Annotated in this window: 9 protein-coding genes; 4 read left to right on the top strand and 5 right to left on the bottom strand. The window is 68.7% G+C overall.

All coding sequences use genetic code 11. The annotated features are described in order from the left end of the window. Positions 1–516 precede the first annotated feature (516 nt). Positions 517–3,789, top strand: coding sequence for a hypothetical protein (locus AB0E07_RS39615; RefSeq protein ID WP_362263291.1), 3,273 nt, complete (start codon positions 517–519; stop codon positions 3,787–3,789). A gap of 87 nt (positions 3,790–3,876) precedes the next feature. Here AB0E07_RS39615 and AB0E07_RS39610 read toward each other — a convergent pair whose 3' ends face one another. The 5 genes from AB0E07_RS39610 to AB0E07_RS39590 form a co-directional block, all read right to left on the bottom strand. Next, positions 3,877–4,506 (bottom strand): hypothetical protein, encoded by a 630-nt coding sequence (locus tag AB0E07_RS39610; protein WP_362263288.1) that lies wholly within the window; start codon positions 4,504–4,506, stop codon positions 3,877–3,879. Next, positions 4,503–5,498, bottom strand: coding sequence for a TniB family NTP-binding protein (locus AB0E07_RS39605; RefSeq protein WP_362263293.1), 996 nt, complete (start codon positions 5,496–5,498; stop codon positions 4,503–4,505). The genes AB0E07_RS39610 and AB0E07_RS39605 overlap by 4 nt, the downstream gene beginning before the upstream one ends. 83 nt (positions 5,499–5,581) lie before the next feature. After that, positions 5,582–7,723 (bottom strand): Mu transposase C-terminal domain-containing protein, encoded by a 2,142-nt coding sequence (locus AB0E07_RS39600; RefSeq protein WP_362263285.1) that lies wholly within the window; start codon positions 7,721–7,723, stop codon positions 5,582–5,584. After that, positions 7,720–8,496, bottom strand: a complete 777-nt coding sequence (locus AB0E07_RS39595; RefSeq protein WP_362263283.1) for a TnsA-like heteromeric transposase endonuclease subunit — start codon at positions 8,494–8,496, stop codon at positions 7,720–7,722. The genes AB0E07_RS39600 and AB0E07_RS39595 overlap by 4 nt, the downstream gene beginning before the upstream one ends. Positions 8,497–8,674: 178 nt before the next feature. Further along, on the bottom strand, positions 8,675–10,081 hold the full coding sequence (locus AB0E07_RS39590) for a DNA-binding protein (protein ID WP_362263280.1): 1,407 nt from the start codon (positions 10,079–10,081) through the stop codon (positions 8,675–8,677). 294 nt (positions 10,082–10,375) lie between these two features. Here AB0E07_RS39590 and AB0E07_RS39585 point away from each other — a divergent pair, with 294 nt between their 5' ends. Genes AB0E07_RS39585 through AB0E07_RS39575 form a run of 3 tightly spaced genes read left to right on the top strand, consistent with a single transcriptional unit; the run spans position 10,376 to position 11,819 of the window. Then, the gene (locus AB0E07_RS39585; RefSeq protein ID WP_362263277.1) at positions 10,376–10,657 is read left to right on the top strand and encodes a hypothetical protein; all 282 of its coding nucleotides are present in this window, start codon (positions 10,376–10,378) and stop codon (positions 10,655–10,657) included. Continuing rightward, entirely contained in the window at positions 10,654–11,178 is a 525-nt protein-coding gene (locus tag AB0E07_RS39580) for a sigma-70 family RNA polymerase sigma factor (RefSeq protein ID WP_145768049.1), read from the top strand. Before AB0E07_RS39585 ends, AB0E07_RS39580 begins: the two co-directional genes overlap by 4 nt. Next, the gene (locus AB0E07_RS39575) at positions 11,175–11,819 is read left to right on the top strand and encodes a hypothetical protein (protein ID WP_362263274.1); all 645 of its coding nucleotides are present in this window, start codon (positions 11,175–11,177) and stop codon (positions 11,817–11,819) included. The genes AB0E07_RS39580 and AB0E07_RS39575 overlap by 4 nt, the downstream gene beginning before the upstream one ends. Positions 11,820–12,098 lie beyond the last annotated feature (279 nt).

Below are 12,098 nucleotides of genomic sequence, written 5' to 3'. Positions count from 1 at the left end.
GGCAACCTCCTCCCACCTCAAGCGACGAGCGAACACCAACTACGAGACAGGACAGGCAGTATGAAGCCGACTTCCCAAAGCCGCACGATCGCCGGATACTTGGCGCCCCACTCCTCCTGGAACTGTGATTGCGGGGTTGGTAGTTGATGCGGTGGGTGGGGTGTGAGCTGTGGTGTTGATGATTTTTTGAGAAGAGGGAAGGGCGCTTCTGGGGTCCCTTCGGCGGTGGTGACGAGGCTTCTGATCTGCGGTTGTTGGGGGTCTATTGATAACGGTGGTGTGGTGTTGGGGATGGCCTCCGGTACCTAAAGGACCGATGCATGTTCGTGCTGGTCAGGGGCTTGCTGTGTGGTTGGGATGGCCGGTCGCTGGCGGAGGCGGGGAGTAGGTCGGTCATCGAGGCCGCGAGGGCGGGGGCGGCTGTGGAACGATCAGGGTGTAGTCCGGCGTGTTCTTGGGACGATCAGCTCTCCGGTCGGGGCGCTGATCTGGGTCGGCCGATAGGGGGTGGCACCGGTGTCGCAGGCGCAGGGCCGTGAGGTTCCTCTGGAGCGGTTGTCCGGGCAACGTCCCGGCCCGGCCGACCTTGATAGGCGGCAGCGGATTCTGAGGCGTTTGCGCCGGTTCGGCCCCGGGCCCGCGGGCTGGTACGCCGATATCTGCACCCTGCTGGATGAGGATCTGCCGCTGCGTTCGACAGGGATGCTGGTCTCGCACCTGTTCCGGGAGCTGGAGAGCGCCCTGCGCGAGGTCCTCCTGCCCGATGCCATCCGGAACGATCCGACCAGGGACCAACGGCACCTGTTCGAAGTGAAGGGTGTGTTGGACTGGCTGGGCATCCCGACCGACAGCCCCGCGGGCGTCGTCTGGCTGGCAGAGGCGACGAAACTGCACGGTTACGCGCACCGGGTCCGTATGGAACAGACGCCGATGGATGCAGCGGTCCGTGTGCGCCTGGCCGCACTGGAGGACATGCTCGATGTGGTGCTCGACCGCTTCGAGACCCGCTATGTCACTGTGCTGCAGCGTCTGGAGACCCTGGCTGCCGTCCGCGAGCCGGGCAAGGCCCATGTGAAGCTGCTCCTGAATGCCTTCCCCCAGGACTACTTGACCCAGGAACGCTTCTTTGGACTGCTGAACGCTCCCCGGTGGCTGCCGCACCTGCGCGAGCACGGATTCTTCAGTACGCCACCGGCATCGGAAACCGACGACGAAGCGCGCACGGTGGTCTTTCCCGCCTGGCCGGCCTCAACGTATCTGGTGCGGATGACCAGCGTTGCCCCGGCAGACGTGGCAGTAATCGCCGAGCAGATCCCCTCGACGGATAACCCGCGGGTCAACCTCGATCTTGCGGAAGTGGCACTCCTGCTGTCCCCCGCGGACGCGGCGCGTCTGGTGCCACGGGCGGTGGAAGCGATCCGTGGCCCCTACTTGATCGCCCCGGACCGCTACGCCCAACTCGCAGCCCACTGCGCCCAGGGCGGCCACACCGAGCAGGCTCTGACGGTGATGACCGCACTTCTGCAGGCCGCTCAGCACGGTGGCCGGATCGACGACGACGATCTCCAGGAGATCCTCCGTACGCATCACGTCGACTTGGCCCGTCACCTAGGGACGGCCTGGTTGGAGGTGCTGGCCGGCAGTCTCGCCAGCGCAATTCTGGCCACTGGAATGGACCCGGAACGCGCCGGCGGAGAAGATTTGTCTGCCGTGTGGTACCCGGTGCTGGACCCGGGCCACGGGGGAATGCGCTCCGATGACCGCGCACTGCTCACGGAGGCGGTCCGCGACACGGCAGACCACCTGGCGGCCACAGACATCCGCCGGGTCCTTTCCATCCTGGAGTCCCAGCCGTGGCTGGTCTTCCGCAGGCTCCGCCTGCATATTCTCAAGCGTCACGGTGCCAACGCCCCCGACGCGGTGGAGAGCGTCCTGACGGACTCCGATCAGATCGCCGCTTCCCGGTCACACCGTGAGTGGTCACTCCTGGCCCGAGCCCACGCCAGCTCGCTGACGCCTCCCGTGCTTGAACGGGTGTTGGCCGTCATCGACATGGGGCCGGACATCGAACGGTTCGTGGAACGGTTCCGTAGCACTTCCGGTGGCGCCGAGCCGCCGGAGCGGTACGTCGAGCAGTGGGCGGGCGTCTGGCAGCGGGACCGCTATGTCGCACTGGCCGATGTCCTGCCCGAGCAGCAGCTGCGGCGCTACCGAGAGTTGTGCGAGAGTCTCGGTCCGGCACCGTCGTTGGACACGATTCCCCAGCCCCTGGCCTGGTCGGAATCCGAAGAGCAGGGCTCGCCGGAGAACCTGGCCGCGATGAGCGCCACCGACTTGATCAGCCACGCCCGGCAGTTCCAGCCCACGCCCACCCGGTTCGGCACGAACGCCGAAGCCTTCTGTAGCCAGCTGCAGGCCGCCGTGACCAGCCAGGCCCTCAATTACCAGGAGGACGCTCCGCAGTTCGCCGAGTTGGCCGATGATCACCTCGCCGCCGTCCTCGACGGATTCCGCACGGCTGTTCAGGCTGGCCAGCAACTCAGCTGGGCGACCATCCTCCCGCTCGTACAGTCGGCTACCGGCCGCCCTCATACCTCCGACACCGGCACTCTCCACCTGGCCGTCGCCCGGTTTGTGCTGGCGGGACTGGCGCTGCAGAGCACCCAGCAGATCCCCGCCCTGCTCGGCGACGCACTGTGGGACGTACTCGAGTCGGTCTGGAGCGCCGCCAGGCCATCACAAGACGACCTCGGCGACGACCAGCAGTCTGTTTGGGACGAGAGTTTGGAAACAGCCTTGCGTGCCGCCGTCGCGTGGGCACTGTGGCGCCGCGAACACGGCGCTGCCTTCCAGGTGCTGTTCACCGCCTTGGACACTCTGCTGCTGGACGCGGCAGGCACACCCGCTGCCCCAGGCGCCAGCCCCGTCGGCCGGACCGCCGGATCCTTGATCACCCGACTCGACGCTCTCGACCCGGCGTGGACGCGACGCCGAATCGATGTCCTGTTCAACCCCGACACCGCACTGGGCCGCGCCAGTTGGACGGCCTACCTGAGCAGCATGTCGTCGCTCACTGAGTCCGTCGTGAGCCTCCTCATGGATGCTTACCGCACTGCGGCACGCACACCCGCAGTGGACGGTCCGGATCACCGGGACTTGCACCGGCGGCTGGGTGATCACCTCATGGCCATCTATCTGGCAGGTCTGCTCGGACTGGACGACGAGAGCACCATGGCTGACTACCTGTACTCCTCACCCGTGGCTGGAGTTGAGCTCGCCTCGGTCCTAAGCGAAGTCGTTCACCACCGTGATCTGCAACCGGACACCCGCGACCGCATCATGCAGTGGTGGACCTGGCGCCTGGCCGCTCGGGGCGACGACGCAGATGAACCTGCACCGCAACCCGAGGAGATCCACGCCTTGATCGGGCCGCTGGTCCGCAATGGCGCCTTCCCGGTCCCCTGGCGCTTGGAACAGCTGAGCGTTGCCCTTGAGATGACTGGAAGCCTCGGCCGTGACCGGCGCATCTATTCTTTCCTGGCCGATGCAGTCACCGACCACCTGGGACCAGCCCTGGAACTGATGCACCGATGGGTCACCACGCTGGACATGTACGACTACGCCCCACGGATCAGGGAGAGCGACATCCGTACCGTTTTGCTGGCCGGACTTGCCTCTCCCGAACACCAGGAACTAGCCCGCGACATCATCAACCGAGCCACCTATCGCGGGCATTACCAATTCGCACCCCTGCTCACGGACACCGCTGACCAGCCCGGCCTGTCCTGAACCAACCCATCAGCAGGGCGGTCGGCAGAGCGGCCCCTGCCGTGCCGAGGGCGTCCGGAATCTAAACGGCTAACGCGTTTGTGCTGGTCAGGGGCTTGGCGCCGGGGTGGGTCTGCCGGTCCAGTACAGGGCGGTGTCGAGGTCGCGTGCGGTCCAGCCGGCGGCGGGTGCTGCGCCGTGCTCGATGAGGTCGCCGAGGAGTTGCATGTAGCGGCCGTAGCGTCCCGGTGTGGGGGTGAGGGTGAGGCCGAGGGTGTCGAGGGCGTGTTGGACGCGGCGGTCGTAGACGGCCATCCGGTGCGGTGCTGCTGCGGTGAGGATGGCTGAGGCGAGGGCGTCGCCGGTGCGGAAGCCGGGCAGTTCCCAGATGATGCCGCGCCCCGTGCGGGCGGCCTCGCTGCGCGGGACCGTGTGGTCGCGGACGGCGGTGACGGCCCGTTCGGTGACGGCTCGGACCTGGGTGTCGGGCAGGGACATCAGTTCTGTCACCCAGCGGGTTTGTGCGGAGAGCCGTTTCCAGACGACGAGGGCTCCGATGTCCGTCTTACCGAGGCTGCCCGTGTGCTCGGTTCGCTGCGCGACCTCGTGGAGGACCTCGTCGTAGTGGGGTGAGACGCCTGCCAGATAGCCGGCGCGGGCGGGAACCAGGACGTCCCAGGCCCTCACGTAGAGGGCGGCGGACTCCTTGTCAGCAGGCCCGTCAGGGTTGTTTGTCACGTGCGGGGTCTTCCCGTTCTGGCGCTTGGGTGGGTGCGGGGACGGTTTGCTTCTTCGGCGAGGTGGTCGAGGGGGATGGCTTCGAGTGTTTTCTTGGTGATGCGTTCGGTGCCGTGGCAGATGGCGGTGATGGCGGCTTGGCGGATGAGGCGGGCGAGGGATCCGATGCAGCCGGCGGTGCGCTGGTGGAGGTAGGAGGCGTGGCGGGGGAGTGTCCCGGTTTTGTGCTGGGGCAGGTCGAGGGCGTTCTCCATGTCGGTGACGAGGTCGGTGAAGGGGCGGGTGTTTCCCTGGCGGGCAGGGAGGGGGCCGCAGGTGATGAGGCTGGCGCGGCCGGCGAGTTGGGCGCCGCGTACTCCGGCGAACAGCGTGGTTGAGGCGACGTCGATGCCGGTGTAGACGAAGGTTGCTCTGATGCGTTCGGTGAGGTCTTTGAGCAGGTCGGCGGCTTCGGCGCCGGTGGTGGTGCGCGGGTTGAGGCGGTGGATCTCGTCGATGAGGACCAGGCGGACGCCGGCGGCGGTGTAGGTGTGGCAGACGGCCTCGGTGATCTGGGTCTGGGTCATGCGGGTGGTGACGGGGATGCTGAGATAGCGGGCGAATTCGGTGGCCAACGTTTTCGCGGTGGCGCCGGGTGGCACCAGCAGGTACGCGACCGGTGTCTGCTGGTGGGCACGTCCGGGCGGGGCGGGGTGTTTGCGGGTGTGGGCGAGGTGGCAGGTGCGCCCGACTTCGAGGAGCGCGGTGGTTTTACCGGCTGCGGCGGGGCCGGTGACGATCAGTGAGGGGCGGGCGGTGGTCTGCTGGTGGCGGCCGAGGAGCATGAGGGTGCGGACCTGGGTGGCGAGGGTGTTGATGGCGGGGGTGCGGACGGTAACGAACGCGGAGTGGTAGGCGAGGCGTACTTCCGTGCTGCGTGGGGTGTCGCCGGGCTGGGGCGGGGTGAGGGGTGGGGTGGTGGCGAAGTGCTGCCAGCCCTGCCAGGTGGTGATCGGCCACTCTGGCTCGACTGTCTGCGTGCCGGGCAGCGGTGCCTCGGTGTCGGCGGGGGCGTGGTGGTTGCGTGCAGGGCTGGTCACCAGTTGAGGGCTTCCTGGGCGGGGTCGTAGAGGCCGAGTCCGGTGTACGGGACGGGCACGTCGCTGGTGTCGCCGGGTCCGAGTTCGTCTTCGTTGTCGGCCTGTTCGGGTTCGTCGGGCAGGTCGTCGAGGTCGTCGATGCTGTCATCGTCCCAGTCGTCGGCCTGTGGGTCCGGATCGTGGGGAGGGTGGGTGCCAGCTGCGGGCGGGGGTGTTTTCAGTGGTGCGGTGCGGGTGATCAGGCGCTGTTCGCCGGGGGTGGCGGTGCCGGTGTGGGCGCGGCGCATGAGCTGGTCGAGGGCGTCCGTGAGGTCGGCTTCGTGGGTGTCGCGGTCGCTGTGGTGGGTGGTGATGGTTTTGATGTGCTGCCAGGTGGCGCTGTTGAACGGCTGGTGGATGTGGTCGCGGTGGATCCACGGGATCTCTGTCAGGTGTCCGTCGGGCAGGCGGATCCAGACCTGGCGGGCGTCGTGGGGGTTGGTGTGGACTTCCCATTTGCCGCCGCGCGCGGTGACGGGGGAGGGCTGGCCGCGGTAGGGGGCGAGGACATCGTGGTCGTAGGTGCGGTGGTCGACGCGGATGCCCCGTTCGGTGATGGCCTGCCAGCGCACCGGCAGTAGTTCGAGGTAGTCGTTGCCGCTCAAGGGGAGGGGCACGTGGCCGGCCACGGCGATGAGAGCGGCCCACATCTGGTTCGGGGTGAGGGCCTTTTTGGGGAGGGTGGGGTGGCGCAGGCCTTCGTGGGGGCGGTGGTGGTAGTGGATCAGCCATTCGTCCAGCAGGTCCTGCAGTTGGGCGACGCTGAAGCATGCCTCGGTTTCGGCGTCCGGTCCGCGGCGGGTGACGTCGGAGCCGGTGTAGCCGGGCAGGTGCTGGCACAGCAGGGCGTTGATGGTGCCGAAGGTGCGTTCGACGATGCCTTTGGCGGCGGGGGCGTGGGGCGGGGTGGGCTGGACGCTGATGCCCAGGGTTTCGCAGGCGGCGCTGAACGCCGTGGACAGGTAGACCTTGCCCCGGTCCACGACGATTGTCTCGGGCACCACCACAGGCCGGGCAGCCGCGCCCTCGAGCCGTTTGTCCAGGTCCATCAGCCGCTGTAGCTGGGGAAGCTGGGTGTGGGCGAGGCCCAGGGCGTCGGGCCAGGAGGGTCGGGCCGGGTGCGGGACGGCCATCTCGGCGAGCAGCAGGGCCGCGTCGACGGCCTTGGTGCCGGCGGGCCGCAGGACGGCGGCGAGGATGGCGCGGGTGGCGACGTCGACGGCGATCGTGAGTTCGGGCCGGCCGGTGGTGCCGTCGTCGAAGACGGCCAGGACGTCCAGTCGTGTGGTGTCGACCTGTACCTGCTCGCCTGGCCGCAGCGCCACGGTCGGGGTGAACGCCCGTCCGCCGGTGGGGGAGGGGAGAGTACGGGCGGGGCGGTGGGGGTGTTCGGCAGGGTCGGCGAGCTGGTGGACGAGCCGGTAGAAGGTGGCCTGGGAGGGGGCGGGCACTGTGCCGCGGCCGTGGCGGTCGGTAAGGATCTGGGTGACCAGGGGCAGCAGGCCCTTGACGGTGCCCTTGGAGCGGCCGCGCTGGCGGCGCAGCGCTTCCTCGATGGCGGCGATGACGCGTTCGTCGGTGCGCCCGGTAGGCACGGGCCGACGGGTGGTGCGGTGGTCGACCAGCCCCCACAGTCCCTGCTTGCGGTAGGCCAGGCGCATACGCTGCACCGTGGTCCGGGAGACAGGGCCGAAGCCGATCGCGGTCAGCTCCGCGGCCTTGGCCTCCTCGCGCTGCGCGAGCGTGAACCGGTCGGGATCGTACTCGGCCCGGGGCGCCCCGGCGCTGTCCGTCCCGCCGGGCAGGCCGGTCTCCACCTCACGGATGTGCCGCTGCCAGGCCAGCGCCTTGCGCCGCGCGTCCGCGGGCGCGGTTTCGAACAGACCCCACTGCGTCACGGCCTGGGGCATCTCGGTGCCCACGATGGCGAAGGACGGGTCGGCGAACAGGTGTCCGGCCACGACCGTCTCGTCTTCGCCTGTTTCACCGGCGAGGTGGACCTGCTGCCCCGCCACTGCGATGACCTGCCAGGTGCGGTCACGGAAGCGGACGTGCGCTCCCACCCGCAGCACCGGCCGCCCGCCACGCCGCACGCTCACCGACCGTCTCCGCTGCCCGCGCCACCGCGGCCGTTCGCACCGCCGGCGCCGATGCTGACGAGGACCCGCTCGTTAAGCGGTACGTCCAGGGGCGCGGTGAGGTGTCCGTGCCACAGGGCGTGGAAGACGGCGGGCAGGACTTCGATCGGGTCGCCCACCGCTTCGACGCCCTCGACCAGCGGCCGAGGCTGGGCGAACACCTCGCGTACGGCGGCCGCGAGAGGGGGACGGCCGGCGTTGCGGGGGTGGCGGTACCCGGCCAGCCATTTCAGGTTCGCCGAAAGCGTCTTCTCCAGCGGCTCAAGGCGCCGGTAGCTCCAGCCGGCCTGCGCGCACGCCGCCTCAAGGACCGTCGCGGCCCGCTGCGCCCGCTCGCCGCGGGCCTCCGGGTGGCTGGGGCAGTCGGCCAGCAGGGCGGTGCCGTCGCGGTGGCGGGCGAAGAGCTGAGGCACCCACGAGCGGACCTGGCCGCGCGCGTCCCGCCACAGCAGACGCACCGGCCGCCCGGCCAGGCCGACCACCTCGGGGTCGCGGTCCAGTACTGTCAGCTGAGCCCGCATCGCGGCCGACCCGCACGCCACATGCCGGCCGGTCGTGGCCGACCACCACTGACCGGGCCCCCAACGCCGCCCCGGTAGCACCGGGAACGCCGACACCGGCTCCAGCTCCTCGAAGGCCACCGCGAGGACCGCGTCCGCCCACCGCTGCTGCACCACCTGCCCGAGGGGGTCGACGAAGACCGCCTCCCACTCGGATCCGGTATCCGTCTGCATGCGCTGTGAGCGGCCACCTGCTGCGGCCGCTGCGTCCTTGCTGCCCACGAGCCCCAGTCAAGCCCGTCCTGCTGGTGCGGCGGGCGGCTTCACGGATTTTGATCACGAGTGCCGGGCCATGCGGTAGTGCCCTGCGGATCGCGGTCCCTGCAGACCCTGCCTGCCTCCTGACACTTGCTCACCGCTCCTTTCCCGGCTGCTCGTTGCGGTGGTCCGCGAGTGCCTCGGCCAGGACATCGGCCGGCAGACGGGCCCAGCGCGCCAGATCCTCCAGTGCCATCCCGGCCGCGAGGGCTGCTGCTGCGCTCTCCCGTACGGCCTGCTCGATCAGCGTGGCGGCATGGCCGAGGTTGCCCAGCAACTGCTGCGCTGCGTCGGCGGTCTTGCCGTACTGGGCACCACGCAGCTGGGTCAGCTGCTCTTCGGCGTCGTTGACCAGGCTGCTGATCAGCGCCCGCTGCCCGGCCGGCACCGCAGAGCGCCACGTGGTACCCGAGCCGGGCGCGCTGCGTTCCTTGGACAGGACGCGCAACTGTCCAGCCATGGTCGCGGGCTGATGTTCCTGGCGCAGCCACCACGGATCGTTGTCGTAGCCGGGCGGGCCGCCGGCGCCACGACGGATGCGGATGACGGCGCCCATCCACGAGGTCAGCGGACCGCCGTAGTCGGTCGCCGCCAGCGGCCCCAGCCACCCCCGCCCGACGCGCTCACCGAGTCGGCGGCAGAACGACCCGTCGGAGGGCAGCGCCCGCGGCCGCCCGGCACCGCTGTCTCTCCACACCAGCTCGGCCATCGCCGGGTCCAGGAGCGCGTCGGCGACGGCCACCACCTCGGGGAGGACGACCGCGTCCCGGCCCACGATCCGCCACCGCTCCAGCTCTGTCCCGGCGTTGCCGCCCGCGACCTGGTGCAGCCGCTGAGGCCAGACCGCCTCGCGCTCCCAGTGCAGGGCCTGCTCCCACCACCGGGCCACCACCGCGTGCGCCAGAGCGAACACCCTCTCCGGCTCGACTCCGGCCCGTGTTGCCCGCCGCGCGACTCCGGTCCAATGCCGCTGCGCTGCGGCCACTTCCGGCACACTCCGCACGTCCAGATGTTCCAGGGGCTGGTGGGCGTCCGCGTCCAGGAGCCACCGCCCGTGCCGGACACACACCCGCTCCCATCGCGGCGCGTACCGCGCTACCCGCACGGCCGTCCCCGTGCGCCGGGCCGCGCACAGACGGCAGCCGAAGGCGACCGGCCCGGCGACCGCGCCCCCGGTCCGCCACGCGGCCGCCGGCACGCCGTTCTTTCCGGCCGACAGCTTGGCGTCCTGCTGTCCCCAGGACGGCAACGCCCGCGCCAGCACGTCTTCCTCGACGCCGCACAGGCCTGCCAGTAGCTGCCGTCCGGGCGTGTTCAGCAGCACCTCGGCGTCGGCCTGTGTGCCCCCGCCGTCGTGCCCCGGCGGGTAGTTGCGCCACTGCCAGCACGACCGCAACATCTTCGCTTCCATCCCGTAACGGCCCGCGATGCGGCAGATCAGCGACGAGGTCGTCTCCCCCTGAAAGGGAACTGTGCGCAGCAGGCCGGGGTGATGGGTCACTTCACCACGGTCTCGTGTCCGCCGTCCCGGCGGGTGCATTTGCAGCGGATGCCCAGGCGCCCCGTCCTCCCGGCGCCGTCACTTCCACTCGACGGGGCCACCTTCAGACCGTTTTTCCTGTCACCTCCTGCTACCCATGTGACCTGCGAAGACGATGCGACAGGCCGGGAGACAGGGGGAGTTGGGAAAAGATCTTGGCCATCGGCATCCGGATCTGGCCTCCGGCGGCGTGTAAGGGAGTGAAGGCCCTTGGGCCTTCATCAACGAGTTCGTTTCTACTGGGAGGCCTGGTCGATGACTTGGTCGTACTGGGCAGGAGCGGGCGGGGTTCCCCTGCTGCTCCTGCTGTTCTTCGCGATGCGCCGCGCCAAGGGCGTCGTGGAGATGCTTGTGAAGGCGTACATCGAGACCCGGACGGAGCGCGAGCAGCGCGCCACCATGGTCGCGATGGCGCAGTCCCTGCCCGACGGCGGCGCCGTGGCCCGCTTCGAGGAGGGGCGGCCGGCTTGGCTGTTCCGCAAGGACGCAGCTGACCCGGCAGGCCATCGGGCCATCGCCACGCGGGAGGCTGCGTGAGCGAGGCCGCTCCGGGAGCGGACTTCGAGTCCTTCGTCCTCGAGACCATTGAGGCGTTCTCCCGACTGGCCCGGGTCGAGGCGGGCGACCTGCACAGCGCAGAAGACGCTGTGCAGGACGTCTACCTGAACATGTACCGGCGGTGGGCGACGATCTCTGCGCAAGAGGGGTCGCTCACCGCCTACGGCCGCACCGCGGTGAAACGGGCGGTCATCGACCAGTTTCGTCGGAACAAGCGGATGGTCGCGGTACCGGTTCATGAACTGCCCGAAACGGAATCAGGCATCGGCATCCCCGAGGCCGCCTACGAAATGATTAAGGAAGGAATCGACGAACTCGTCGCCAGCCTTCCTGAACGGCAGCGCGAGGTCATCACCCTGTGTGTTCTGCAGGACCTCAGCCCTGCCGTGGTTGCACAGCGCCTCCAGATAAAGGAGGAGTCGGTGAAGCGCTACATCAAAGCCGCCGCCAACAACCTGAAGAAGTCCATCAACGAACACAGCGAGGAGGCCACCGCATGACATACCTGTCCGCTTGGACGCACCAGCCCGAGGAGCGGGGAACCATCCGGCTCCTCGCCCTGTGGCTCCTGCTCGAAGGCTCTGAGCAGGCGTTTTCCAAGGGTTCCCGGATCGGTGAGGACTCTGTCCAGGCGGAGGGGGGCCAGCCTTCGGGCTGGCCCCCGGCCCCCGCCCCCTGCCTGGAAATTGTGGACGGAAACCATCGAATCGGTGCGGTCCGTGAACTACGCACTCTCCTGAAAAAGGAAATCGATGATTCCGCGACACCACAGGAAACACGACGCGTAGCAGAAATCCTTGAGTTCCTAGACAGGGATGATGTGGCGCGAAGCTGGTGGGAAAAAGCAGCGCTCAAGGGCGACGAGGACGCGCGGGACTATCTTCATATCCTTGATGCCGAGAGGGAAGAAAACCTATCGGCATGCTGCGGACACGGGAAAGAGCAAACTGAGGAGTCTTTCAGATCATTCGTGAGTGGCTTTGTGTGCCGGTCAGCCGGTACTCGCGTTGCTGCAGACAGGGTCGACTGGGCATTGGGGGAAGCCGGAGTCGACCTGTCTGAAGCAACACAAGCTCTCGTGCGTGAGATTGAGGACTTCCTGGCGCACCTGGACCACACCACCGGCGGCCCACGGTGCTGACACGACAGCGCGTCACGCGCCCACAGACGGGAGAGTCTTTGTAGACCAGCCTCCATGAGGCCTTCACGCGAGAAGGCCGGACGACTCGTTGAAGTGGCGGCCTATCCCCGCGCCCGCGGGGATAGGCCGCCACTGCATTACCCATGGCTCCGTAAGCCGACTCACGGAGCCCTCCGCCAGTCGCGGTCACGTCCCTTGTGATGGTGTAGGCGATCAATCGTCCGTAGTGTTTGGGGTGTTGGGGAGCGCTGGGGTGGTGTGGTCGGCGTGTTCGGCGGC

Source organism: Streptomyces sp. NPDC048002, assembly GCF_040653275.1.
Taxonomy (GTDB): domain Bacteria; phylum Actinomycetota; class Actinomycetes; order Streptomycetales; family Streptomycetaceae; genus Streptomyces.
The sequence above is the reverse complement of the archived record's forward strand: the minus strand, read 5'-3'. Positions and strand labels throughout refer to the sequence as shown.

Bases quoted from the DNA above. Each gene is read 5' to 3' on its own strand.
- AB0E07_RS39575 (WP_362263274.1), top strand. From the start codon at position 11,175: ATGACATACCTGTCCGCTTGGACGCACCAGCCCGAGGAGCGGGGAACC.
- AB0E07_RS39585 (WP_362263277.1), top strand. From the start codon at position 10,376: ATGACTTGGTCGTACTGGGCAGGAGCGGGCGGGGTTCCCCTGCTGCTC.
- AB0E07_RS39595 (WP_362263283.1), bottom strand. From the start codon at position 8,496: ATGCAGACGGATACCGGATCCGAGTGGGAGGCGGTCTTCGTCGACCCC.